Genomic DNA, 23,309 nt, shown 5'->3' with positions numbered 1-23,309 from the left:
CCATTACTGCGCTTTGCGTACCCGCAGATACCATTCCGACAACAGGCGCACCTGCTTCTCGGTATACCCTCGTTCGACCATCCGGGTGACGAAGTCGTTGTGTTTTTTCTGATCCTCGGTGGATGCCTTGGCATTGAAACTGATGACCGGCAGCAGGTCCTCGGTATTGGAGAACATCTTCTTCTCGATCACGACGCGCAACTTCTCGTAGGACAGCCAACTGGGATTCTTGCCGTTGTTGTGGGCGCGGGCGCGCAGCACGAAGTTGACGATCTCGTTGCGGAAGTCCTTGGGATTACTGATGCCTGCGGGCTTCTCGATCTTCTCCAGCTCTTCGCTGAGAGCGGCGCGGTCGAGAATCTCGCCGGTATCCGGATCGCGGTATTCCTGATCCTGAATCCAGAAATCGGCATAGAGTACATAGCGGTCGAAGATGTTCTGACCGTATTCGCTGTAGGACTCAAGGTAGGCGGTCTGGATTTCCTTGCCGATGAATTCGACGTAGCGCGGTGCCAGGTATTCCTTGAGGAAGCGCAGGTAGCGCTCGCTGACCTCGGCCGGGAACTGCTCCTGTTCGATCTGCTGCTCCAGTACATACAACAGGTGCACCGGGTTGGCCGCCACCTCGGTATTGTCGTAGTTGAAGACCTTGGACAGGATCTTGAAGGCGAAGCGGGTGGACAACCCGGTCATGCCCTCGTCGACCCCGGCGGTGTCACGATACTCCTGGATCGATTTGGCCTTGGGATCGGTGTCCTTCAGGTTTTCGCCGTCATAGATGCGCATCTTCGAGTAGACGTTGGAGTTTTCCGGCTCCTTGAGCCGCGACAGGGCGCTGAACTGGGCCAGCATCTTCAGGGTATCGGGTGCGCAGTGGGCGCTGGCCAGCGAGCTGTTGGTCAACAGTTTCTGGTAGATCTGGATCTCATCGCTGACGCGCAGGCAGTAGGGCACCTTGACGATATAGATTCGGTCGATGAAAGCTTCGTTGTTCTTGTTATTGCGGAAGGTATGCCATTCCGATTCGTTGGAGTGGGCCAGGATCACGCCGTTGAAGGGAATGGCGCCGAGACCTTCGGTGCTGTTGTAGTTGCCTTCCTGGGTGGCCGTCAGTAACGGGTGCAGCACCTTGATCGGAGCCTTGAACATCTCGACGAATTCCATCAGGCCCTGGTTGGCCCGGCACAGGGCGCCGGAATAGCTGTAGGCATCCGGGTCATTCTGCGGAAACTCTTCCAGCTTGCGGATATCCACCTTGCCCACCAGCGCGGAGATGTCCTGGTTGTTCTCGTCACCCGGCTCGGTCTTGGCAATGGCAATCTGCTGCAGAATCGAGGGGTACAGCTTGACCACCCGGAACTGGCTGATATCGCCGTTGAATTCATGCAGGCGCTTGACCGCCCAGGGCGACATGATGCCATTCAGGTAACGCGACGGAATACCGAAGTCCTCTTCGAGGATATGGGCATCCTCGGCGGCATTGAACAGTCCCAGGGGCGACTCGAACACCGGTGAGCCCTTGATCGCGTAGAAGGGCACCTGTTGCATCAACGCCTTGAGCTTTTCTGCGATGGACGACTTACCGCCGCCAACCGGCCCGAGCAGATAAAGAATCTGTTTCTTTTCCTCCAGCCCCTGGGCGGCATGCTTGAAGAACGACACGATGTGCTCGATGGCGTCTTCCATGCCATGGAAATCGGCGAAGGCTGGATAGCGTTTGATCACCTTGTTGGAGAAAATCCGGGACAGCCGCGGGTCCATGGAGGTATCGATCAGCTCCGGCTCGCCAATGGCTGTTAGCAGGCGCTCGGCGCTGGAGGCGTAGGTCATGGGGTCCGACTTGCACAGATCCAGATAGTCCTGCAGGGACATTTCCTCCTGCTGGGTGGTCTCGAATCGATTCTGAAAATGGCTGAATATACTCATGACATGACCTCGCTGTTACTGAAAAAGAGGTTCGGGGCTTCCGAATCGGAGCCCATCTGCCACGCAGCGAAGGGCGAAGATGATGGCATGCGCAAATCCCCCGTTACCGCCTGTCAGACAAGGCCCGGGAAGTGGGTCGACGGCAGCTTGTGCTGCGGTACGACATGCTCCCCTTGTTATCAGAAGCCGGCAGACCGGCTTTACTTTAGGGAACCTCCGGGAAACGATTGCGCTCGGTCATCTTGCGTGGATATCGAACCGGGACTCGCCGTGTCGAATGCTCAATGACTACACTCGCTGCGCTTCTCAGAGACTCCTGGAATTGTTGCCTTGCTTTCAGGATAGTTGGTTTGTACGTGGGTGACAGAAGATGTGAGAAAAATTTTGCAGGCGCAGGGCTGGAATGGGATCAGCCGCGGCTGACGAGGGCGGGAAACTGTTGCTGCCACAGCTCGAAACCGCCATCCAGGCTGTACACCTGGCTGAAGCCGATGCCGGCCAGCCAGGCGGCGGCCTGTTGACTGGAATTGCCATGGTAGCAGCACACCACTAGCGGCTGCTGACGATCGGCGGTGGCGACAAATTGCTGGACGTTGTCGTTATCCAGGCGCTGGGCCCCACTGATATGCCCGGCGAGGTAGCTTTGCGGGTCGCGAATATCCACCACGCAGGCGTCGGCGTCCAGCAGTTGGGCTGCGGTATCGGGAGAAATACGCTGAAAGTCGCTCATGGCGGTGCTCCGTTGAAGTGATGGATCAAGGCTATGGCAGGCGCGGTGTGCAGGTCAATGGTCGCAGTCGCATTGGCGTTTCTCGCCGGTATCCACATTCATCAGCGTCAGGCTGTTGCCCCATACGCAGCCGGTATCCAGCGCATGGATGCCGGGCACCGTCACCTTGCCTTCCAACGCAGCCCAGTGGCCAAAGATGATGCCTATGGTGGGATCGCGGCGGGGCAGGGTGAACCAGGGGGCATACCCCTTCGGGGGCTGATCGGGGGTATCCTTGGACTTGAAGTCCAGGGTGCCATCAGCGCGGCAGAAGCGCATGCGGGTCAGGTAATTGGTGATCGCCCGCAGGCGCTTGACGCCATCCAGTTCTGGGCTCCAGCACGCCGGCTCGTTGCCGTACATCTGATCGAGAAACCAGGGCAGTTGCTGGTCGCAGCGCAGTACCGCCTCGACCTCGGCTGCCAGGACAAGCGTCTCCTGCGGGCTCCAGATCGGTGGTATGCCGGCGTGGGTCATGATCAGGCCCCGCTGGGTATCCATGTGGGCCAGGGGACGTTGGCGCAGGTTGTCTAGCAGCTTTTCCCGATCCGGCGCCTGCAGGATCGGCAGCAGGGTATCGGATTTGCGCAGGCGTTTGGCATCATAGGCCGCGGCCAGCAGGTGCAGGTCATGATTGCCCAGTACGCTGATGCAGGCGTTGCCCAGACTATCCAGGTACCGCAGGGTATCGAGGGAGGCCGGGCCGCGGTTGACCAGATCGCCAACACACCAGAGCGTATCGCGCGACGGTGTGAAGTCGACTTCCTGTAACAGGCATTGCAGCGGCTTGAGACAGCCCTGGATATCTCCCACAGCATAGACGGTCATGCGGTACCTCAGTTGAGCGCGTTGGGTCTGGCCAAACGGAAGACCGCGACCGGCGCGCGAAATTCCTCCCCATTTGCACTGCGCATGCCATAGCTGCCTTGCATGCTGCCCACCGGGGTTTCCAGCAGACAACCACTGGTATAGGTGTAGCTGGCACCGGGCTCGATCAGTGGCTGCTCGCCCACCACACCCGGGCCGCGGACTTCCTGGACCTTGCCGTTGCCGTCGGTGATGACCCAGTGGCGATCGAGCAGTTGGGCGGCGACCTGGCCGGCATTGCGGATGGTGATGGTATAGGCAAAGGCGAAGCGGTTTTGCGCCGGGTCGGACTGCTCGTTCAGATAGCGTGTCTGCGCCTCGACCAGAATGTTCTGTAGCCGGGAATCAGTCATGGTCACGCTGCTCGCGAGCCAGGCGGTTGGCCAGCCGCACAAAGCCGGCCAGGTCGATCTGTTCCGGCCGCAGGGTCGGATCGATACCTTCGGCGGCGATGGCATCGGCATCGAGCAGGCCCTTGAGCGTGTTGCGCATCGTCTTGCGCCGCTGATTGAAGGCTTCACGGACGATCAGCTCCAGGACCTTGGGATCATCAGCGGGATGCGGCAGCACGGCATGGGGCGTCAGGCGCACGATCGCCGAGTCGACCTTGGGCGGCGGATTGAAGGCGCCGGGACCCACATCGAACAGATGCTCTACCTGGCAATGGTACTGCACCATGATGCCCAGGCGGCCGTAATGATTCATGCCGGCGCCGGCAGCCAGGCGCTGCACCACTTCCTTCTGCAGCATGAAATGCATGTCGGCGATGCAGTCGGCCTGATTGAGCAGATGGAACATCAGCGGCGTGGAGATGTTGTACGGCAGGTTGCCGACCACCCGCAGTTTCTCACCCGGCTGGGCCAGGGAGCGGAAGTCGAACTTCAGCGCGTCGCCCTTGTGCAGGGTGAACTGCGGGCTGCCGCCGAAGCGGGCCTGCAGCAGCGGGTGCAGGTCATGGTCCAGCTCGACCACGTCGAGTCGGCCACCACTGGCGAGCAGACCTTCGGTCAGCGCACCCTGGCCCGGACCAATCTCGACCAGGTGCTGGCCTTCACGCGGGGCGATACCACGCAGGATACGATTGATCACGCCGTGATCATGCAGGAAGTTCTGACCGAAACGCTTGCGCGCCCGGTGTGGAGCAAATTCATTCATTGCCGGCCTCGGGCTTCGATCATGCTGATGGCGGTGTGCAGGGCGACCTTCAGGCTGCCAACGTCGACCTGTCCGGTGGCGGCCAGATCCAGCGCTGTGCCGTGATCGACCGAGGTGCGAATGATCGGCAGGCCCAGGGTGACGTTGACCGCCTGACCAAAGCCCTTGTGCTTGAGCACCGGCAGGCCCTGGTCGTGATACATCGCCAGCACCGCATCGGCCTGATCGAGATGTTTGGGGGTGAACAGGGTATCGGCGGGCAGTGGACCATCCAGCTGCATGCCTTCATCGCGCAGGCGCTCCAGCAGCGGGATGATGATGTCGATCTCCTCGCGGCCCAGGTGCCCGCCTTCGCCGGCGTGGGGGTTCAGACCGCACGCCAGGATGCGTGGCGCGGCGATGCCGAATTTGCTGCGCAGATCGTTGTGCAGGATGCGGATTACCCGTTCCAGCGCCTGCGGGGTAATGGCATCGGCTACCTCGCGCAGCGGCAGATGGGTGGTCGCCAGGGCCACGCGCAGGCCGGGGCAGGCCAGCATCATCACTACCTGCTCAGTGCCGGTCTGGTCAGCGAAGAACTCGGTGTGCCCGGAGAAGGGCACACCGGCATCGTTGATCACGCCTTTGTGCACCGGCGCTGTCACTACCGCGGCGAACTGCCCGTCGATACAGCCCTGGCCACCCAGACGCAGGGTTTCCAGCACGTAGCGGGCGTTGGCCGGGTTCAGTTTGCCGGGCTGGCAGCCAGCCGCCAGGGGTACTGGCAACACACGGAGCTGGCCGGCCTGCTGCGCAGCTGGTGGGCGTGTCGGGTCGTAGGCTTGCAGTTCTATGGCAAGGCCGAGCTGATGGGCACGCTCGGCAAGCAGGTCCGGATCGGCGATGACCACGCGCTCATGGGCACAGGGCTCACGGGCCAGCAGCAGACACAGATCGGGACCGATGCCGGCGGGTTCGCCGGCGGTCAGGGCAATGGCGGAAACAGTCACTTAGCTCTTGATCTCGACATAGGCTTCGTCACGAATCTCCAGCAGCCAGGTCTGCAGCTCCTCATCGAACTTGCGGTTCTGCAGCAGGTTGCGGGCTTGCTGCTCACGCATTTCATCGGTCATATCGACCTGCCGCTGACCTTCCACCTGCAGGATGTGCCAGCCGAACTGGCTCTGGAACGGCGCTGAGATCTGATTTTCCGGTGTTGAAGTCATGACCTCGCGGAACTCGGGGACCATGGCGTCGGCAGTCACCCAGCTGAGCGAGCCACCGTTGAGTGCCGAGCCCGGGTCTTCCGAGAAGGAGCGCGCCAGGGTGGCGAAGGATTCGCCGGCACGGATGCGCTCATACAGCCGCCCAATCAGCTGGGCGGCTTCTTCTTCGCTGCGGATTTCGCTGGGCTTGATCAGGATGTGGCGCACATTGAATTCGTCCACCAGCAGGTTGTCGCCGCCGCGCTTTTCCAGCAGCTTGAGAATGTGGTAACCAGCGGGGGAGCGCAGCGGTGCGGTAATCTCGCCAATCTCCAGATCGGCTACCGCATTGGCGAAGGTCGGAGGCAATTGGGCGGCCTTGCGCCAGCCCAGCTCACCGCCTTCCAGGGCGTGCTCACCACCGGAACGGCTGACCGCCAGGCGAGTGAAATCAGCGCCCTCGCTCAGTTCGCGGTGGATATCGCTGACAACCTCAGCTTGCTGGCGGGCCTCATCGCTGCTGGCGTTTTCCGACACCGGCAGCACGATCATGGCCAGGCGGTAATCGGCGGCGGTCTGATAGCGACCGACTTCGGAGTTGAGGAAGTTGCGCACTTCCTGATCACTGACCTGAATCCGCTCGGCCACCCGGCGCTGGCGCACCCGGTTGATGATCATTTCCCGGCGCACCTGTTCGCGTGCCTGGTTGTAGTTGATGCCGTCGCGATCGAGGGCGGCGCGAAACTGCTCCAGGGTTACCCCGTTGCGCTCGGCCAACTGCTGCATGGTCTGGTTGAGGCTGGCATCATCGATACGAATGCCGGCTCGCTCGCCCATCTGCAACTGGATGCTTTCCAGCACCAGACGGTCGATCACCTGGGTGCGCAGCACCTCTTCGGGAGGTAGTTCGGTACCCCTTTCGCTGAGTTGCTGACGGATGGTGTCCATCCGCTCTTCCACCTGGCTCTGCATGACCACGTCGTTATCGACGATGGCCGCGACCCGGTCCAATTCAACCATCTGGGCTTGCAGGCCAGTGCTGATCAGCAGACCGGCACACAGGCCGATGAGCTTGCGGTGTAGCTTAAAATGCATTGTTTTCACGCTCTCTGTAGCCATTGATGCTTTCTTCCAGAAGCGCATCCACTCCACTGCCGGCAACGTTGCCGAGGCCTTTGAAGACAATCTGGAGGAAAATGCCACGATCCGGTTCATCATTGCGGTTGGGGTTGAGACTCCTTTCATCGTAGTCGATCCAGTAACGATTGATCACCCGGAGTTTCCAGCAGCAGCTGTCGTACTCGAAGCCGCCGAATGCTTCCACGGTCCGGTTGCGGCCATAGTCGCGTTGCCAGCGGCCGATCAGGCTCCATTGTGGGGAAACTGGCCACATGAAGGACATGTCATGATGGTCGGTCTTGTAGTAGTTGCGGACATAGTTTGGCGTGCCCGGGACTCCGTAGTCCGGGTTGGTTGTCCATTGGCCTGTTTCTCGATCGAAACGCATGGTGTCGTTGCGGTAGCGATAGCCGACATTCAGGATCTTGCGCGGGTTGTCCTCCGGCTGGTAGTGCCACATGGCGCTGCCGCTACGAGTTTCGCTCTGGTCGGCATCCCAGTTGAATGATGAAGTAAAGCGCCAGTCCCGGTTGAAGCGGTACTGGTACACCATTGCTATCGGGGATTCCGATGATTGCGCACTTTCGCGGTCGCGGTAGTCGATTCCGCGCAGCTGCACCTTGCGGTCACGGAAATAGAAACTCTGGCCGATGCTGAACCGCTGGCGCTCGAAGCCATTCGCCTCGAGCCAGCGATTGGTCAGGCCCAGAGACACCTGGTTGGCATCACCAATCCGGTCTTTGCCCGAGAAGCGATTCTCCCGCCACAGCGAGGCATAGCCGAAGGCTGGCTCGCTTGAGTCGAAAATCGGAATGTTGTCCTGATCTTCTTCCGGCACGTGCAGATAGAACAGGCGGGGCTCAAGGGTCTGGGTATAACTTTGACCGAACAGCTCGGTGGGGCGATCGAAATACAGGCCGCTATCCACGCTGAAGATGGGCACGCTGCGGTCCTGATTGCTGTCGAAGCGCTCATAATAGACGCCATCTCTTTGGCCCAGGCTGGCTTGCCCCGCACTGTCCAGAGAAAGGTCGTAGCGGGTATAGGCATATTTCAATGAGGGGTGCACGAAGCCCCAATCCCAATCCAAGGGTAGGCTGATGCTTGGTTCAAGATGCAGGCGTTCGCCTTCCGCCCGAGTGAGGCCGGTCAGACGGTCATCGTACCAGCGATGTTCGGGCAGCCCGGTAATACCATCTTCATCAGTAAAATATCCATCCATCAGGTTGCGCTGAAAGCTGACGAATTCACTGCCGTAGCTGAAGCGCAGTCCGCCAGGCTGAAACGGTAGCGTGCCATTCAACGTGATTTGTGGAAGACGTTCATAAGGGGTGATGTCGGTTACCGTTGCTCTTTCATAGCCGTGCACATTGATAGCGGCCCGGAAACTATCGCCCTGCCAGCTCACCCCGGCACGTTGGTCGAGGAAGTTGCCTGTGTCGATGCCGAGGTAGGTATCAAGATCCTGAAAATAATAGGGATCGCTGATATCGGTATAGTCTACGCTGGCCTGCAGCCGGGGCGTGATGTTGCTGACATGTTGCCAGCTATACATCCAGCGTTGATCCCGATATTTGGATTGCTGCTCACGCTCATCCTCACTGTCATTCAGTACCGATGCGCCGAACTGCCCTTCGCTGGTTGGGGTCAGGTAGCGGAACTCGCCCTCCATCTGAAGCCCTCGATCGCTCATCAGCGTGGGATACAGGGTGGCGTCATAATTCGGCGCAAGGTTGAAATAATACGGCGTGGTCAGGTGTGAGCCGGAGCCGCTGCTATAAGACATGCTCGGCACCAGCAGACCGGACATCCTGCGGTCATCCAATGGGAAATAGATGTACGGGGTATAGAACACCGGTACATCCTTCACCTTCAGGGTCACATGCTTGGCTTCGCCCCAGCCTTTTTCCCGGTCCAGCTCGATATCATCACTGTGCAGGCTCCAGGCGTTGTTGCCTGGGGAGCAGGTGGTATAGCTGCCATCGGTCATGACGATGACGGCGTCGTCGCGGCGCATCAGCTTTTCGGCGCTGCCGCGGGCATTGGCGTCGTGGACGACATAGCGTACCTGCTCGATACGGGTTTCGCCGCTGTCGATCTGCATCTGTGCCCGGTCACCCAATACCAGGACACCCTGGTCGCGCAGACGCACGTCGCCGTTCAGGCGGACCAGATTGTTGCCCTGATCGAAGCTGGCTTCATTGGCCTGGGCCTGGAGTCGGCCCTGCTGCAGCAAGACGTCGCCCTGCAGGGTGCCGGTCTGGTTGCGTTGTTCGAAGCTGCTGGAGTCGGCGCTGGCATAGACCGGGAGCTGGTCGAAGGGGGTGTTGTCATCCCGACCGGCCCGCGGCGGCTCGATGTAGTCGCCACTGCAATAGGGGGCGATGGCAGCCTGCTGGGCTTCGGTCAACTGGTCGCGGGGTACCCAATCCAGTTCGCTGAAGTCCGCCGTCTGCGGGCTGGCGGCGGGCTGGCGGATTTCACTGACGGCGCGTTCGGGCTCCGGCTCTGCTTCGGTGGTACGTACCACCGGCGTGCCGGGCCGCGGCGGCAGGTCCGCGGTGGCTTCGAGTGGCACACATACCCAGCCACCGCCGGCGCTGTCGGCGCGGCATTCGACCTGGCTGACCGCCAGGCTGGTAGCGGGTTGGGCCAGCAGGAGTCCGCTGGCCAGCAGCAGGGAGAAGGAGGGGCGAAACGGTGGTTTTGGGTAGGCCATTTGTCGTTATCCGGGATTCAGTCGGGCGTGCAGGCTCGCGATGACTCGGAAGCGTCTCCCTTGTGCGAGGCAATTGCAACATGCATGCTGCGTCTGCTTATCGAGATCGTGGATAATAAAGCATTGTTAGGCGCCAGAGCCAGTGCGGAAGCAGGAGACCCCAAGGTGGATGCAAGACGAAGTTTGTTGGAGGCTTGGTTGCCCGCGGCGTTGGCCGAGGCGCACCAGCAGCAGGGCTGGGCTCAGGTCGGTGCCGGCGAGCTGCAACCGGCCAGTGCCGATGCCAGTTTTCGCCGTTATTTTCGCTGGAGCGATGGGGCGCACAGCCTGATCATCATGGACGCGCCGCCGGAGCAGGAAGACGTGCGGCCATTTATCCGGATCGCCGGTTTGCTGGCCGCCGCCGGTGTGAAGACACCCGCCATTCTCGCCGCCGACCCGCAACAGGGCTTTCTGCTGCTGGAGGATCTGGGCGCGCGCACCTATCTGCAGAGTATTCAGGCCGGGGTGAGTGATGCCGAACTGGAGCGGCTGTACGCCGGGGCCATCAGCACCCTGGTGCGCTGGCAGGCCAGCAGTCGGCCGGGTGAACTGCCCGAGTACGATGAAGGGGTATTGCGCCGTGAACTGGCGCTGTTTCCTGATTGGTTTGTCGCCCGACATCTGCAGCATGAGCTGAATGCCGAGCAGCGGGCGGACTGGGAAACCTTGTGCACTACATTGCTGGACAGCCATCTGGCCGAGAACAAGGTCTTCGTGCATCGGGACTACATGCCGCGCAACCTGATGACGGCCCCGGGCGAGCCTGGCGTGCTGGATTTTCAGGATGCGTTGTACGGGCCGGCCAGTTATGACGTGACCTCGCTGTTTGCCGATGCCTTCTTCAATCTGCCGCTGGCCGAGCGTGAGCGCTGGATCGGCCGCTACTGGGAACAGGCGCGCGCAGCAGGTATCGACTTGCCGGCGCACTTTGACACCTTTCTTGGTCAGTCCCGGCTGATGGGCGTGCAGCGTCACCTCAAGGTGCTGGGCATCTTCGCCCGCATCCGCTATCGCGATGGCAAGCCGCATTATCTGGAAGATGTACCGCGCTTCGTGCAATACCTGCGTGACGCCTGCGACAGCGATGCGCGGCTGGCTCCGCTGCGCCGCTTGCTGGACAGTCTGGAGTTGTAATAGATGAAAGCAATGATCCTGGCGGCGGGCAAGGGCGAGCGTATGCGCCCACTGACCCTGCATACTCCCAAGCCGTTGCTGCCGGTGGCCGGAAAACCGCTGATCCAGTGGCATATCGAAGCCTTGCAACGGGCCGGACTGGGCCAGCTGGTGATCAACCATGCCTGGTTGGGGGAGCAGCTTGAAACGGCCTTCGATGATGGTGCCGCCCACGGCGTGCGGATCAGTTGGTCGGCCGAGGAGCAACCGCTGGAAACCGCCGGCGGCATCCTGCGCGCCCTGCCGTTGCTGGGTGAAGAGCCTTTCGTGCTGGTCAATGGTGATATCTGGACCGATTTCGACTTTTCCCGGCTGCAGTTGCCAACTGGCAAGCTGGCGCATCTGGTCTTGGTGGATAACCCGCCCTTCAAAGCTCATGGCGACTTCCTGCTGCGCGAAGGGGCAATCGTCAATCCCGCGAACGAGGCCGAGCGCAGCGCAGCCCTGACCTACAGCGGCATAGCGGTATTGTCGCCACGGCTGTTCGCTGGCTTGGCCGAGGGCCCGCAACCGCTGGCGCCGCTGCTGCGGGCCGCTGCCGAGCAGGGGCTGGTCAGTGGCGAAGCCCATGCTGGCAGCTGGATCGATGTCGGCACGCCGGAGCGGTTGCAGCAGGCCGATCTGCGGGCGCGGGAGCGCTGATATGTTGTGGCCGATGACCGTAGTGGGTGTGCTGTTGGGAAGTGCCGTTGCCGGCGTGCCCGGCGGTATTCTCGGTGGGGTACTCGGCCATGCGCTGGACCGGCATTGGGGTTTGCGGCGCTGGTCCGAGTTGCCGGCGCAGCTGGGGCGGCGGCTGGGGCTGAGGCCGGAATTCCAGCAGGTGCTTTTTCTCTGTCTGGGGCGCATGGCCAAGGCCCATGGCAGGGTAACGCCCGAGCATCTGCAGTTGGCTCGGGAACTGATGCAGCAGTACCGCCTGGATGAGTCACAACGGTTGGCCGCCATGGCCGATTTCAACCGGGGCAAGTTGCCGGCCACCGCTATGGAGAGGCAGCTGCGCCGCTTGTGCCGTCAGCAGCCGGGGCGCAATGCCGAATTGCTCGATGGTTGCTGGCGCATGGCGCTGGTACAGGGGCAGCCGAGTACGGCCGCGCGCCAGTTGCTCGACCGCTGGGCCGTCATTGCCGGCCTGGGCAAGGCCGAGCAGCAGCGGATGCAACAGCGCCACCAGCGCCGCCGCCCGGGCAGTGCCGCCCCGGTCGCCGCCGGTGGTGGGCTGCAGCAGGCTGCGGCCGTGCTGTGTATTGAGCTCGACGCGGAACCGGCGCAGATCAAGCGCGCCTATCGCCGGCTGCTCAGCCGTCATCACCCGGATAAGCAACTGGCCGCTGGTGCGAATGAAGCTGAGTTGGCCGCAGCGGGTGAGCAAGTCCACCGGATTCAGCAGGCCTACGAGAAGATCCGGCGGTATCGCGGTTTCCGCTGACGGGCGCGCAGCCAGCGCATCCCCACGAGTGCTGCTCGAGAGGGTAGAATACCCGGGTTCCGATTATCCCAGAGGTCTGCCATGCCTGATTACGCGATAGCCCCGTCCATTCTCTCTGCCGACTTCGCCCGTCTCGGGGAAGATGTGGACCGGGTGCTGGCGGCGGGTGCCGACATTGTTCATTTCGATGTGATGGACAACCACTACGTACCCAACCTGACCATTGGCCCGATGGTCTGCACTGCGTTGCGCAAATACGGCGTTACCGCGCCCATTGACGTGCATCTGATGGTCCGCCCCGTCGACCGCATCATCGGTGATTTCCTCGAAGCCGGCGCGTCCTTCATCACCTTTCATCCGGAAGCCAGCGACCACGTTGATCGCTCCCTGCAACTGATCAAATCAGGTGGCGCCAAGGCCGGGCTGGTGTTCAACCCGGCAACCTCGCTGGACGCCTTGAAGTACGTGATGGACAAGGTCGACATGATCCTGCTGATGAGCGTCAACCCCGGTTTCGGTGGGCAGAAATTCATCCCCGGCACCCTCGACAAGCTGCGCGAGGCGCGGGCGCTGATCGACGCCAGCGGGCGGGATATCCGCCTGGAAGTCGATGGCGGCGTGAACGTGCAGAACATCCGGCAGGTAGCCGAAGCGGGCGCTGACACCTTTGTTGCCGGCTCGGCCATTTTCAATGCGCCGGATTACAAGACTGTGATCGATCAGATGCGCGCCGAACTGGCCCAGGTGAAGCGCTAGCATGAGCGAGCTGGAGCGGCTGTTCGACGGTGCCTTGCCACGCCTGGTGATGTTCGATCTGGACGGCACTCTGGTCGACTCGGTGCCGGATCTGGCGGCAGCGGTGGACCAGGTACTGGCCCTGCGCAATCGTCCGGCCGCCGGCGTCGCGCGGGTAAAGGACTGGGTTGGCAATGGTGCCCTGGTCTTGGTGCGCCGTGCCCTGGCCGACAGTATTGATCATGCGAACGTGGACGAGGCCGAGGCCCAGGCGGCGCTGGCCGATTTCATGCAGGCCTATTCCGGCGGCCATGACGCTACCACCGTCTACCCGGGCGTGTCGGCGCTGCTGGACTGGCTGCGGGCGCGGCAAGTGGCGTTGGCGGTGATCACCAATAAACCCGAACGCTTCGTTGCGCCGTTGCTGGAAGAGAAAGGGCTGGGCCGCTTCGACTGGATTATCGGTGGCGATACCCTGCCAGTGAAGAAGCCCGATCCGGCGGGGCTGCTACAGGTCATGTCCGCCGCTGGCGTGACCGCGCAGCAGAGCCTGTTCATCGGTGATTCGCGCAACGATGTACTGGCCGCTCGCGCCGCCGGCGTCAGGGTGGTCGCGGTCAGCTACGGTTACAACCATGGCCGGTCGGTTGCACTGGAGGAGCCGGACCTGCTGGTTGATTCGCTCGATGCGCTCATATAGTCTTGCAGCGTTACCTGTTCACCGAATCGATGGATCAGCCGTGTTTGTCAGCAACCGCATACTGATGGGAATGATGAAGGCGCTCGCCCGCTGGCGTTGGCGTCCCTGAACTTCTTTCGCCTGCCTTCTGCGCAGGCGCCCGGTTTGTGTGTGTGACATCTACCCGCCCATGAGGCTGATCATGACCCAAGACGAATTCCTCCGCCTGGCTGCCCAGGATTGCAACCGCGTACCCGTTGTGCGCGAGGTGCTGGCTGATATGGACACGCCGCTGTCCACCTATCTGAAACTGGCCGACGCGCCCTATTCCTATCTGCTCGAATCCGTACAGGGCGGTGAGAAGTGGGGCCGCTATTCGATTATTGGCTTGCCGGCGCGCACCTTGCTGAAGGTGCATGGCTACACCGCCAGCGTGCTGGTGGACGGTGTCGAAACCGAATCCCACCAGTGTGAGGATCCGCTGGCCTTCGTCGAAGAGTTCAAGGCGCGCTATCAGGTGCCAAGTATTCCCGGGCTGCCGCGCTTCAATGGCGGGCTGGTCGGTTATTTTGGCTACGACTGCGTGCGCTATGTGGAGCGCCGGCTTGGCGATTCGCCCAATCCCGATCCGCTGGGTAATCCGGACATACTATTGATGGTGTCCGATGAGGTAGTGGTATTCGACAACCTGGCTGGAAAACTGCACGTCATCGTATTGGCCGACACGGCAAACGACGATGCCTGGGAGCAGGCCAACCGCCGTCTGGATGGGCTGCTGGCGCAGCTGGCCGCACCCTTCACCCCGCGTCCCGGGCTTGATCTGGCTGCCGTCGCAGAGCGTGATCTGGAATACCGCGCGAGCTTCACCCGTGAGGATTACCAGAACGCGGTCGACACCATCAAGGATTACATCCTGGCTGGGGATTGCATGCAGGTGGTGCCATCCCAGCGCATGAGCATCGACTTCAAGGCGGCGCCGATTGACCTCTACCGCGCCCTGCGCAGCCAGAATCCAACGCCCTATCTGTACTTCTTCAACCTGGACGACTTCCATGTGGTCGGCAGTTCGCCCGAGGTGCTGGTGCGGGTGGAGGAGGGTGAGGTGACGGTGCGGCCGATCGCCGGTACCCGCCCGCGCGGAGCCACCGAAGAGGCTGACCTGGCGCTGGAGCAGGATCTGCTGTCCGACGCCAAGGAGCTGGCCGAGCATCTGATGCTGATCGACCTGGGGCGCAATGACGTGGGCCGGGTGGCTGCCATCGGCCAGGTGCAGGTGACCGAGAAGATGGTCATCGAGCGCTACTCCAATGTCATGCACATCGTTTCCAACGTCCGTGGCCGGTTGCGCCCCGAGTTGACCGCCATGGATGCCCTGCGTGCGATCCTGCCGGCGGGCACTTTGTCCGGTGCGCCGAAGATCCGCGCCATGGAAATCATTGACGAGCTGGAGCCGGTCAAGCGCGGCGTCTACGGTGGCGCGGTGGGTTACTGGGCATGGAATGGCAATATGGACACCGCGATCGCCATCCGCACCGCGGTGATCAAGCATGGTGAGCTGCATGTGCAGGCTGGCGGTGGCATCGTCGCCGACTCGGTGCCCGAGCTGGAATGGGAAGAAACCATCAACAAGCGTCGCGCGATGTTCCGCGCCGTGGCGCTGGCCGAACAATCGGCCGAGTGAGGAGCTGAGCATGTTATTGATGATCGACAACTACGACTCCTTCACCTGGAATGTGGTGCAGTACCTTGGTGAATTGGGTGCCGAGGTCAAGGTCGTGCGCAACGATGAGCTGAGCGTGGCGCAGATCGAGGCGTTGCAGCCTGAGCGCATCGTGATCTCGCCCGGCCCCTGCACGCCGAACGAAGCCGGTGTCTCGGTACCTGTTCTCCAGCACTTTGCCGGCAAGCTGCCGATTCTGGGCATCTGCCTGGGCCATCAGAGCATCGGCCAGGCCTTCGGCGGCGAGGTGGTACGCGCCCGTGAAGCCATGCATGGCAAGACCAGCCCGGTCTACCATCGGGGCGTGGGCGTATTCGCCGGGCTGGCCAATCCGTTGACCGTGACCCGCTACCATTCCCTGGTGGTGCAGCGTGATACCCTGCCCGATTGCCTGGAGATGACTGCCTGGACGCAACATGCGGACGGTACGGTGGACGAGATCATGGGGCTGCGCCATTGCCAGTACATGATCGAGGGGGTGCAATTTCATCCCGAGTCCATTCTCAGCGAACAGGGCCATGAACTGCTGGCCAACTTTCTCAAACAGCAGGGCGGAATGCGCAGCTGACGATTCAGGAGATTCTAACAATGGATATCACCACAGCGCTGGCCAGGGTTGTCGAACAGATCGACCTGTCCACCGAGGAAATGCAGGATGTCATGCGGCAGATCATGACCGGCCAGTGCACTGATGCGCAGATCGGCGGCATGCTGGTGGCCTTGCGCATGAAGAGTGAAAGCCTGGATGAAATCACCGGCGCGGCCCTGGCCATGCGTGAGCTGGCATCCAAGGTGGCGATTCCGGGTGATAACCTGGTCGATACCTGCGGTACCGGTGGTGATGGGGCAAACATTTTCAATGTGTCCTCGGCGGCGGCCTTTGTGGTGGCGGCCGCTGGCGGTCAGGTGGCCAAGCACGGCAACCGTGCGGTATCCGGCAAGAGCGGGAGCGCCGATCTGCTGGAGGCGGCGGGCATCAACCTGAACCTGACGCCGGAGCAGGTGGCGCGCTGTGTGGAGCATGTGGGCGTCGGCTTCATGTTTGCCCCGGCGCACCATGGGGCGATGAAGCATGCGGTCGGGCCGCGGCGCGAGCTGGGCATGCGCACCTTGTTCAATATGCTTGGGCCGATGACCAACCCGGCTGGGGTCAAGCATCAGGTGATCGGGGTGTTCAGCAAGGCGCTGTGCCGGCCGATGGCGGAGGTGATGGGTCGTCTGGGCAGCCAGCATGTACTGATCGTGCATTCGCGCGATGGTCTGGATGAGATCAGCCTGGCCTCGCCGACGCATATTGCCGAGCTGAAAGATGGCAAGGTCACTGAGTATGAGGTGAGCCCGGAGGATCTGGGTATCAAGAGTCGCAGCCTGATCGGGCTGACCGTGGAAGGCCCGGAGGCATCACTGAAGCTGATCCGTGATGCGCTGGGCAAGCGCGAGACCGAAGTCGGTGAGAAGGCGGCGGATATGATCATCCTGAATGCCGGTGCTGCGCTCTATGCAGCCGACGTGGCGAGTACCTTGAAAGAGGGTGTTGAGTTGGCCTCCGATGCACTCTATTCGGGCATGGCCCGGGAAAAGCTGGCCGAGCTGGCGTCCTTCACTGAAATCTTTCGCGAGGAGGCGCTGCAGAAATGAGCCTGCCGACCATTCTGGAAAATATCGTTGCGCGCAAGTATGAAGAAGTGAAGGAAAACCGTGCGCGCATTTCAGTGGACGAGCTGCAACGGCTGGCCACCCATGCTGATGCACCGCGCGGTTTTGCCCAGGCGCTGCGCCAGCGGGCGGCAGCGCAGCAGCCGGCGGTCATTGCCGAGGTGAAGAAGGCGTCGCCGAGCAAGGGGGTAATTCGCGAGAACTTCAACCCGGCGGAGATTGCGGTCAGTTACCAGCAGGGTGGTGCGGCTTGCCTGTCGGTGCTGACCGATATCGATTTCTTCCAGGGTAGTACGGAGTATCTGCAGCAGGCTCGTGCGGCCTGCGATCTGCCGGTTATCCGCAAGGATTTCATGGTCGACCCCTATCAGGTGGTCGAAGCCCGGGCGATGGGCGCTGATTGCATTCTGCTGATTGTGGCTTCGCTGGAAGATGGGCAGATGGCTGAGTTGAATGCCGCTGCGGTCGAGCTGGGGATGGATGTGCTGGTTGAGGTGCATGACGGTGCCGAGCTGGACCGGGCGCTGCAACTGGATACGCCGTTGGTAGGTATCAATAACCGTAATCTGCATACCTTCGAGGTGTCCCTGGATACCACCCTGCAATTGCTGAGCCGTGTGCCGGCGGATCGTCTGGCGGTTACCGAGAGTGGCATTCTCACTCGTGCCGATGTGGAGTTGATGCTGGCCAATGATGTTTATGGTTTCCTGGTGGGCGAGGCGTTTATGCGGGCGTCTGATCCGGGGGCTGAGTTGAAGCGGTTGTTTTTCTGATTGTTTGTAGTGGCTGGTGGTTGCGCTGTTGGCGCGTGCAACGCTGCGCGGGTGGTTAGCTCCTGCGCGGACCCGCTCTAGCCATCCATGGGCGCTCGTGTGGTGGCCTTCCCTGGCCGCCACAGGGGCTGGTCGGAGGCTAGCCTCCCCCGGGGTGGTTGTTAGAGAAATGCAGGTATTCAGAGACGTTGTATTCAAGACGTATCTATAAATCAGATATTTCCTACCCAATATTTCCCCTTTTTGTTTTCCTGTATCGATGTATGATCTTCGCATCATCGGTACCGGACGTATTCAAATGCAACTGAAAAACTCACAGCAACGCTACGGCCTGGTGGCCATCGTGTTGCATTGGCTGGTGGCTCTGGCAGTGATCGGGCTGGCCATACTCGGCTTGTGGATGACTGACCTGAGTTACTACAGTCCCTATTACCGCAGCGCTCCGTTCTGGCACAAGAGTATCGGCATCACCCTGGCCGCCGTGCTGGTGTTGCGGCTGCTATGGCGCTGGGGCAATCCGCGTCCGGCGCATCTGCCCAATCATAAGCGCTGGGAAATCAGCGTGGCGGGTGTGGTGCATGGGCTGCTATACCTGATGCTGTTGGTTATCGTGGTCAGTGGTTATCTGATTTCTACGGCCACGGGGCAAGGTATCAGTGTCTTTGGCTGGTTTGAGATACCGGCTTCGATAACCGGTCTGCCCAGTCAGGCTGACCGCGCCGGAGCAGTGCATTACTGGGTAGCGATAGCGGTACTGGGATTGGCGGCGTTGCATGCGTTGGGCGCCCTGAAACATCATTTTCTTGATCGTGACGATACATTGCGCCGCATGCTGGGCATGCGAGCGCGGTAATTGACGGATTCATAGGAGAAACAGGTATGAAAAAGATTTTTGCTGGGGTCGCTCTGGGTGGTTTGATGGCTCTGTCCGGCTCGCTGTACGCAGCTGACTACCAGATCGACAAGGAAGGCCAGCATGCCTTCATCAACTTCAAGACCGGGCACATGGGTTTCAGCATGTTGCATGGCCGCTTCAACGATTTTGATGGCACCTTCAGCTGGGATGCGGAAAATCCGGAAAACAGCAAGGTGAACGTCACCATCAATACCGCCAGTGTGGACTCCAACCATGCCGAGCGTGACAAGCATTTGCGCAGCGATGACTTCCTGAATGTGGCCAAGCATCCCCAGGCCACCTTTGTTTCCACTGGCGTGGAAGTGACAGGTGAGAACACCGCCAAGGTCACCGGTGACTTCACCTTCAACGGCGTGACCAAGCCGGTGGTGATCGACGCCCGCTTCGTTGGCGAAGGTGATGATCCCTGGGGCGGCTACCGTGCCGGTTTCGAGGGCACCACCAGCATCAAGCTGGCGGACTATGACGTGTCCATGGATTTGGGGCCGGCCTCTGCGGTGGTCGAGCTGGATCTGACGATTGAAGGCATCCGCCAGTAAGATCGGCGCGATACTGGAAAGCGAGCCTGCGGGCTCGCTTTTTTTTGTCTGTTCGATTGCGCTGGCCAGACGCTTCCGCTAGCATCGTAAACAATAACTATTCTTAATAATCGGGGATCCCTGATCAGTGCCGACAGTGCTTTGTGACTGTTGCGGGCGCGGCTTGTGGGTCTGCAAAAAGGAGTTGTCATGCTGTCAGGTCTGTCCCGTTTTGCTGCTGTTTCGAGCGTGTGTCTGGCTTTGGCCATGGGCGCTGGTGCGTCTGTTGCTCATGCCGAGAGCGTCGCCGTGACCCATTCCAGTGGCGAGACCCAGGTGCCAGTGCAGCCGCAGAAGGTGGTGGTACTCGACTGGTCAACGCTCGATACCCTGGCGCAGCTGGGCGTTACCGTCAGCGGCATTCCTTCTTCCAACCCGCCGGAAGTGCTCAAGCAGTATCGTGAGGGTGAATTCATTCGTGCTGGCAGTTTGTTCGAGCCGGACTTCGAGGTGCTGAAGAATGCCGAACCGGATCTGATCATTCTTGGGCGCCGGGCGCAGGGTAAGTACGCGGAAGTGTCCCGGTTCGGTACTACCATTGACCTGACCCCTGATCCGAACGATCTGCTGGGGAGTGTCGAGCGCAACACGCTGTTGCTGGGTGAGGTGTTCGGCAAGCAGGAGAAGGCTGCCGAGCTGGTTGCCGAGTTGAAGTCTTCCGTGGCGCAGCTGCGTAGCCTGACGGCGGAGCAGGGCGACGGTCTGCTGTTGCTCACCACCGGTGGCAAGATGGCCGCCTTCGGCAAGGGTACCCGCTTCGGTCTGATCCACGATGTGTTTGGTGTCGAGCAGGCGGTAGCTGATCTCAAGACCGGCCGCCATGGCCAGGCGGTGTCCTTCGAGTTTCTGCTGGAGGCTGACCCCGACTGGCTGTTCGTGATGGACCGTGATGCCGCGATCGGCCGCGAGGGTACTGCTGCGGCTGAGTTGATGGACAACGAACTGGTCGAGGCTACCACCGCCGGCAGCAAGGACCAGATCGTCTACCTGGACCCGGCCAGCTGGTATCTGCTGGATAACAGCGGTATCGGTGTGATGCAGAACAGTGTCGATGAACTGATTCAGGTATTCTCTGCGGCACGCTGAGTAGACGCCCTTTCGCTGTCCAGGCAGGATGCATGTCACATTCCCTTTCTTCATCTCCAGGGGCGCCCGATAGGGGCGTCCTCTGGTTGTTTCTGCTGCTCGCGCTGGTGGTGGTGCTCGGGCTATGCAGCCTGAACGTCGGCGCCAGCCGCATGAACCTGTTGAATGTCCTTACCGCCGACCCGGATGACCGGATCTCGAAGATCCTCTTCGTCAGTCGACTGCCTCGTACCATTGCGCTGATTCTTGCTGGTGCGGCGCTGGCTGTGGCTGGGGCGATTCTGCAGATGATGGCGCGCAACCGGTTGGTGGATACCTCGACTACCGGCCCCATGGCTGCAGCGGCGCTGGGTATGCTGGTGCTGGCCATCGTGCTGCCCCAAGGCTTGCCATTGTGGGGGCGGTTCCTGGTGGTGAGCGCTTTTGCGGCCGGCGGCATTCTGCTGTTTCTTGGTGTATTGCAGCGCATGCCGTTGCGCTCGGCGTTGATCGTTCCCCTGGTTGGACTGGTCATGGCTGGGGTGGTGCATGCAGCCAGCGGGTTGATTGCCCATCACTTCGATCTATCGCAATCGCTGCGCGCCTGGAACAGTGGCGACTTCTCGGCGATCTTGCGTGGACGCTACGAGTTGCTGTGGGTCGCCGCCGGGCTGACGGTGGCGGCGATGGTGCTGGCGGATCGTTTTACCGTGATCGGCATGGGCCGGGATTTTGCCACCAATATCGGCGTGAACTACGGACTGTTGATGGCCGCTGGCGTGGCACTAGTAGCGATGATCGTCGGTAGCGTGGTGGTAACCGCCGGGGTGATTCCCTTCATCGGGCTGGTGGCGCCGAACCTGGTGCGGTTGATTGCCGGGGACAATCTGCGCCGTGCGGTGCCGCTGATGGCGCTGCTGGGTGCGGCGTTGCTGCTGGCGGCGGATTTGCTGGGGCGGCTGCTGATCCATCCCTACGAAGTACCCTCGTCCAACCTGCTGTCGATCATCGGCTGCGTGATTTTCCTTGCCGTGCTGCTGCAGGGGAGGGCGAAATGGTCCTGAATCTGTGGCGTCGTCCGGGCACCCGGGTGCTGCTGTTGGGCGTGCTGGCGGCGCTGTGCGTGATTGGCTTCATGACGGTGAATGTGCAGACCGATTGGGACTTCATCCTCGAATACCGCGGTAATCGGCTGCTGGCGCTGCTGCTCACAGCCGTTGCCATCGGCGTGTCCACCGTGCTGTTCCAGACCATCACCCACAGCCGCCTGTTGACGCCATCGCTGATGGGCTTCGATGTGCTCTATGTGCTGGTCAATACCCTGACGCTGCTGGTGCTGGGCGGCGGTGCCCTGGCCGAGTGGGCGCCTGCTCTGCGCTTTGCGTTGCAGGTCGTGCTGATGGTGGCGTTGGCGCTGCTGCTGTTTCGCCTGCTGTTCTCCGGCTCGGTGCGCAGCCTGCATTTGATGATCCTGCTGGGTATGCTGGCCGGCATCCTGTTTCGTGAGTTGTCCGCACTGGGTGCGCGGGTGCTCGATCCGAGCGAGTTCGGCATCAGCACCGGCGTGGCGCAGGCCAGTTTCAGCCGGGTGAACACTGAACTGCTCGGCGCGGCGGCGATGGCTCTGGTGCTGGGTGGAATACTGCTGTGGCGCTGGTGGCGTTGTCTGGATGTGCTGAGTCTGGGCCGGGATATCGCCATCAACCTGGGCGTGGCCCACGGTCGGGTGGTGCTCGGCATCATGGCGGTGATCGCGGTATTGGTATCGGTAGCTACGGTGCTGGTCGGGCCGACGCTGTTCTTCGGCTTGCTGATCGCCAATCTGGCCTACTGGTTCACCGGTTCCCAGCGCCATTGCTGGACCCTGCCGGCCAGCGTGCTGGCGGGCATCATCTGCCTGGTCGGGGGCCAGCTATTGCTGGAGCACCTGCTGGCCTCAACCCTGCCGCTGGCACTGGTCATCGAGCTGGCCGGCGGCCTGCTGTTCATAGCGCTGCTGATGCGCGGAGTCAGACAATGATTGAAACCCGGGGTGTATCCAAACGCTATGGCGATGTGTTGGTCGTCGATGACGTCAGCCTGAGCATTCCCCGAGGTGGCTTCACCTCGATCATCGGCCCCAACGGTGCTGGCAAGTCGACACTGTTGTCGATGATCAGCCGGCTGACGCCGATGAGCGCTGGCTCTGTGCAGGTCGATGGCATGGATGTCACCCGCACACCGGGCAATGTGCTGGCACGCCGGCTGTCGATCCTGCGCCAGGACAATCAGACGTCCCTGCGCCTGACAGTGCGGGATCTGGTCGCCTTCGGGCGCTTTCCCCACTCCGGCGGCCGGCTGACCGCCGAGGATCTGCGCCATGTGGACGAGGCTATGGACTATCTACGGCTGGGCGACTACCGGGACCGGCCGATCGACGAGTTGTCCGGCGGTCAGCGCCAGCGTGCCTATGTGGCCATGGTCATGTGCCAGGATACCGAGTACGTGTTGCTCGACGAACCGCTGAACAACATCGATATGCGCTTTGCCGTGGACATGATGCAGCTGCTGCGCCGCGCAGCCGACGAGAAGGGCAAGACGGTGGTGGTGGTGCTGCACGACATCAATTTTGCCTCGTGCTATTCGGATCACATCATTGCCATGCGCCAGGGCCGGCCAGCCTATCAAGGGTCGCCGCAGGAGATTATCCGCGACGAGGTGCTGCGGGACCTCTATGAGATGGATATCCAGGTCCACGAGGTCAACGGCCAGCGGATCTGCACCTATTACCGCTGAGCTTGTGGAAGGGGGTCTACCAAGCCGGT

At 61.3% G+C, this 23,309-nt stretch carries 23 protein-coding genes; 15 read left to right on the top strand and 8 right to left on the bottom strand.

Annotation, left to right across the window (positions count from 1 at the left end):
• Nucleotides 1-3: 3 nt before the first annotated feature.
• The 8 genes from QAO71_RS14625 to QAO71_RS14590 all read right to left on the bottom strand — a co-directional run bounded on the left by QAO71_RS14625 (nucleotide 4) and on the right by QAO71_RS14590 (nucleotide 9,739).
• Entirely contained in the window at nucleotides 4-1,926 is a 1,923-nt protein-coding gene (locus tag QAO71_RS14625) for a PrkA family serine protein kinase (RefSeq protein WP_036989139.1), read from the bottom strand.
• Between the two features lie 409 nt (nucleotides 1,927-2,335).
• Entirely contained in the window at nucleotides 2,336-2,656 is a 321-nt protein-coding gene (gene glpE, locus QAO71_RS14620) for a thiosulfate sulfurtransferase GlpE (RefSeq protein WP_036989140.1), read from the bottom strand.
• 54 nt (nucleotides 2,657-2,710) lie between these two features.
• Complete coding sequence (locus QAO71_RS14615; protein WP_036989141.1) at nucleotides 2,711-3,523, bottom strand: symmetrical bis(5'-nucleosyl)-tetraphosphatase; 813 nt, start codon at nucleotides 3,521-3,523, stop codon at nucleotides 2,711-2,713.
• Between the two features lie 8 nt (nucleotides 3,524-3,531).
• Nucleotides 3,532-3,915, bottom strand: coding sequence for a Co2+/Mg2+ efflux protein ApaG (apaG, locus tag QAO71_RS14610; RefSeq protein WP_036989142.1), 384 nt, complete (start codon nucleotides 3,913-3,915; stop codon nucleotides 3,532-3,534).
• Nucleotides 3,908-4,717 carry a 16S rRNA (adenine(1518)-N(6)/adenine(1519)-N(6))-dimethyltransferase RsmA gene (rsmA, locus tag QAO71_RS14605; RefSeq protein ID WP_280164757.1) on the bottom strand — a complete coding sequence of 270 codons (810 nt, stop codon included), beginning with the start codon at nucleotides 4,715-4,717 and terminating at the stop codon, nucleotides 3,908-3,910. Before rsmA ends, apaG begins: the two co-directional genes overlap by 8 nt.
• Nucleotides 4,714-5,706, bottom strand: a complete 993-nt coding sequence (pdxA, locus tag QAO71_RS14600) for a 4-hydroxythreonine-4-phosphate dehydrogenase PdxA (protein WP_280164756.1) — start codon at nucleotides 5,704-5,706, stop codon at nucleotides 4,714-4,716. The genes rsmA and pdxA overlap by 4 nt, the downstream gene beginning before the upstream one ends.
• Nucleotides 5,707-6,996: a peptidylprolyl isomerase gene (locus QAO71_RS14595; RefSeq protein WP_074777540.1), complete on the bottom strand. Its 1,290-nt coding sequence runs from the start codon at nucleotides 6,994-6,996 to the stop codon at nucleotides 5,707-5,709.
• Nucleotides 6,986-9,739, bottom strand: a complete 2,754-nt coding sequence (locus tag QAO71_RS14590) for an LPS-assembly protein LptD (protein ID WP_280164755.1) — start codon at nucleotides 9,737-9,739, stop codon at nucleotides 6,986-6,988. Before QAO71_RS14590 ends, QAO71_RS14595 begins: the two co-directional genes overlap by 11 nt.
• Nucleotides 9,740-9,904: 165 nt before the next feature.
• Between QAO71_RS14590 and QAO71_RS14585 the strand changes: the two genes are divergently transcribed.
• The 15 genes from QAO71_RS14585 to QAO71_RS14515 all read left to right on the top strand — a co-directional run bounded on the left by QAO71_RS14585 (nucleotide 9,905) and on the right by QAO71_RS14515 (nucleotide 23,280).
• Nucleotides 9,905-10,915 carry a phosphotransferase gene (locus QAO71_RS14585; protein WP_280164754.1) on the top strand — a complete coding sequence of 337 codons (1,011 nt, stop codon included), beginning with the start codon at nucleotides 9,905-9,907 and terminating at the stop codon, nucleotides 10,913-10,915.
• A 3-nt stretch (nucleotides 10,916-10,918) separates the two neighbouring features.
• Entirely contained in the window at nucleotides 10,919-11,596 is a 678-nt protein-coding gene (gene murU, locus QAO71_RS14580; RefSeq protein WP_280164753.1) for an N-acetylmuramate alpha-1-phosphate uridylyltransferase MurU, read from the top strand.
• A 1-nt stretch (nucleotide 11,597) separates the two neighbouring features.
• Nucleotides 11,598-12,383, top strand: coding sequence for a DnaJ domain-containing protein (locus tag QAO71_RS14575; protein ID WP_280164752.1), 786 nt, complete (start codon nucleotides 11,598-11,600; stop codon nucleotides 12,381-12,383).
• An 81-nt stretch (nucleotides 12,384-12,464) separates the two neighbouring features.
• Nucleotides 12,465-13,139 (top strand): ribulose-phosphate 3-epimerase, encoded by a 675-nt coding sequence (rpe, locus tag QAO71_RS14570; RefSeq protein ID WP_036989152.1) that lies wholly within the window; start codon nucleotides 12,465-12,467, stop codon nucleotides 13,137-13,139.
• A gap of 1 nt (nucleotide 13,140) precedes the next feature.
• The gene (locus QAO71_RS14565) at nucleotides 13,141-13,818 is read left to right on the top strand and encodes a phosphoglycolate phosphatase (protein WP_074777549.1); all 678 of its coding nucleotides are present in this window, start codon (nucleotides 13,141-13,143) and stop codon (nucleotides 13,816-13,818) included.
• 181 nt (nucleotides 13,819-13,999) lie between these two features.
• On the top strand, nucleotides 14,000-15,478 hold the full coding sequence (gene trpE, locus QAO71_RS14560; protein ID WP_036990160.1) for an anthranilate synthase component I: 1,479 nt from the start codon (nucleotides 14,000-14,002) through the stop codon (nucleotides 15,476-15,478).
• 10 nt (nucleotides 15,479-15,488) lie between these two features.
• Complete coding sequence (locus QAO71_RS14555) at nucleotides 15,489-16,085, top strand: aminodeoxychorismate/anthranilate synthase component II (RefSeq protein ID WP_036989154.1); 597 nt, start codon at nucleotides 15,489-15,491, stop codon at nucleotides 16,083-16,085.
• A 20-nt stretch (nucleotides 16,086-16,105) separates the two neighbouring features.
• Nucleotides 16,106-17,155 (top strand): anthranilate phosphoribosyltransferase, encoded by a 1,050-nt coding sequence (gene trpD, locus QAO71_RS14550; protein WP_036989156.1) that lies wholly within the window; start codon nucleotides 16,106-16,108, stop codon nucleotides 17,153-17,155.
• Complete coding sequence (gene trpC, locus QAO71_RS14545) at nucleotides 17,152-17,946, top strand: indole-3-glycerol phosphate synthase TrpC (RefSeq protein WP_280164751.1); 795 nt, start codon at nucleotides 17,152-17,154, stop codon at nucleotides 17,944-17,946. Before trpD ends, trpC begins: the two co-directional genes overlap by 4 nt.
• A 298-nt stretch (nucleotides 17,947-18,244) precedes the next feature.
• Nucleotides 18,245-18,799: a cytochrome b gene (locus tag QAO71_RS14540; RefSeq protein ID WP_280164750.1), complete on the top strand. Its 555-nt coding sequence runs from the start codon at nucleotides 18,245-18,247 to the stop codon at nucleotides 18,797-18,799.
• Between the two features lie 26 nt (nucleotides 18,800-18,825).
• Nucleotides 18,826-19,401, top strand: a complete 576-nt coding sequence (locus QAO71_RS14535; protein ID WP_036989160.1) for a YceI family protein — start codon at nucleotides 18,826-18,828, stop codon at nucleotides 19,399-19,401.
• Nucleotides 19,402-19,590: 189 nt separating this feature from the next.
• Nucleotides 19,591-20,526: a siderophore ABC transporter substrate-binding protein gene (locus QAO71_RS14530; protein WP_280164749.1), complete on the top strand. Its 936-nt coding sequence runs from the start codon at nucleotides 19,591-19,593 to the stop codon at nucleotides 20,524-20,526.
• A 32-nt stretch (nucleotides 20,527-20,558) separates the two neighbouring features.
• Entirely contained in the window at nucleotides 20,559-21,569 is a 1,011-nt protein-coding gene (locus tag QAO71_RS14525; protein ID WP_083392351.1) for an iron chelate uptake ABC transporter family permease subunit, read from the top strand.
• Complete coding sequence (locus tag QAO71_RS14520; protein WP_280164748.1) at nucleotides 21,560-22,525, top strand: iron chelate uptake ABC transporter family permease subunit; 966 nt, start codon at nucleotides 21,560-21,562, stop codon at nucleotides 22,523-22,525. Before QAO71_RS14525 ends, QAO71_RS14520 begins: the two co-directional genes overlap by 10 nt.
• Nucleotides 22,522-23,280 (top strand): ABC transporter ATP-binding protein, encoded by a 759-nt coding sequence (locus tag QAO71_RS14515; RefSeq protein ID WP_036989167.1) that lies wholly within the window; start codon nucleotides 22,522-22,524, stop codon nucleotides 23,278-23,280. The genes QAO71_RS14520 and QAO71_RS14515 overlap by 4 nt, the downstream gene beginning before the upstream one ends.
• Nucleotides 23,281-23,309 lie beyond the last annotated feature (29 nt).

Source organism: Halopseudomonas sp. SMJS2, from assembly GCF_029866945.1.
Lineage (GTDB): Bacteria > Pseudomonadota > Gammaproteobacteria > Pseudomonadales > Pseudomonadaceae > Halopseudomonas > Halopseudomonas bauzanensis.
This window is presented reverse-complemented; position numbering and strand designations above follow the sequence as displayed.

Excerpts from the sequence above, each read along its gene's own strand:
- murU (WP_280164753.1), top strand. The coding sequence starts at position 10,919 with ATGAAAGCAATGATCCTGGCGGCGGGCAAGGGCGAGCGTATGCGCCCA.
- apaG (WP_036989142.1), bottom strand. The coding sequence starts at position 3,915 with ATGACTGATTCCCGGCTACAGAACATTCTGGTCGAGGCGCAGACACGC.
- QAO71_RS14520 (WP_280164748.1), top strand. The coding sequence starts at position 21,560 with ATGGTCCTGAATCTGTGGCGTCGTCCGGGCACCCGGGTGCTGCTGTTG.
- QAO71_RS14615 (WP_036989141.1), bottom strand. The coding sequence starts at position 3,523 with ATGACCGTCTATGCTGTGGGAGATATCCAGGGCTGTCTCAAGCCGCTG.
- QAO71_RS14540 (WP_280164750.1), top strand. The coding sequence starts at position 18,245 with ATGCAACTGAAAAACTCACAGCAACGCTACGGCCTGGTGGCCATCGTG.
- QAO71_RS14575 (WP_280164752.1), top strand. The coding sequence starts at position 11,598 with ATGTTGTGGCCGATGACCGTAGTGGGTGTGCTGTTGGGAAGTGCCGTT.
- glpE (WP_036989140.1), bottom strand. The coding sequence starts at position 2,656 with ATGAGCGACTTTCAGCGTATTTCTCCCGATACCGCAGCCCAACTGCTG.
- QAO71_RS14590 (WP_280164755.1), bottom strand. The coding sequence starts at position 9,739 with ATGGCCTACCCAAAACCACCGTTTCGCCCCTCCTTCTCCCTGCTGCTG.
- rsmA (WP_280164757.1), bottom strand. The coding sequence starts at position 4,717 with ATGAATGAATTTGCTCCACACCGGGCGCGCAAGCGTTTCGGTCAGAAC.
- QAO71_RS14555 (WP_036989154.1), top strand. The coding sequence starts at position 15,489 with ATGTTATTGATGATCGACAACTACGACTCCTTCACCTGGAATGTGGTG.
- trpE (WP_036990160.1), top strand. The coding sequence starts at position 14,000 with ATGACCCAAGACGAATTCCTCCGCCTGGCTGCCCAGGATTGCAACCGC.
- QAO71_RS14530 (WP_280164749.1), top strand. The coding sequence starts at position 19,591 with ATGCTGTCAGGTCTGTCCCGTTTTGCTGCTGTTTCGAGCGTGTGTCTG.
- QAO71_RS14515 (WP_036989167.1), top strand. The coding sequence starts at position 22,522 with ATGATTGAAACCCGGGGTGTATCCAAACGCTATGGCGATGTGTTGGTC.
- rpe (WP_036989152.1), top strand. The coding sequence starts at position 12,465 with ATGCCTGATTACGCGATAGCCCCGTCCATTCTCTCTGCCGACTTCGCC.
- QAO71_RS14595 (WP_074777540.1), bottom strand. The coding sequence starts at position 6,996 with ATGCATTTTAAGCTACACCGCAAGCTCATCGGCCTGTGTGCCGGTCTG.
- QAO71_RS14625 (WP_036989139.1), bottom strand. The coding sequence starts at position 1,926 with ATGAGTATATTCAGCCATTTTCAGAATCGATTCGAGACCACCCAGCAG.
- QAO71_RS14565 (WP_074777549.1), top strand. The coding sequence starts at position 13,141 with ATGAGCGAGCTGGAGCGGCTGTTCGACGGTGCCTTGCCACGCCTGGTG.
- QAO71_RS14525 (WP_083392351.1), top strand. The coding sequence starts at position 20,559 with ATGTCACATTCCCTTTCTTCATCTCCAGGGGCGCCCGATAGGGGCGTC.
- trpC (WP_280164751.1), top strand. The coding sequence starts at position 17,152 with ATGAGCCTGCCGACCATTCTGGAAAATATCGTTGCGCGCAAGTATGAA.
- QAO71_RS14535 (WP_036989160.1), top strand. The coding sequence starts at position 18,826 with ATGAAAAAGATTTTTGCTGGGGTCGCTCTGGGTGGTTTGATGGCTCTG.
- trpD (WP_036989156.1), top strand. The coding sequence starts at position 16,106 with ATGGATATCACCACAGCGCTGGCCAGGGTTGTCGAACAGATCGACCTG.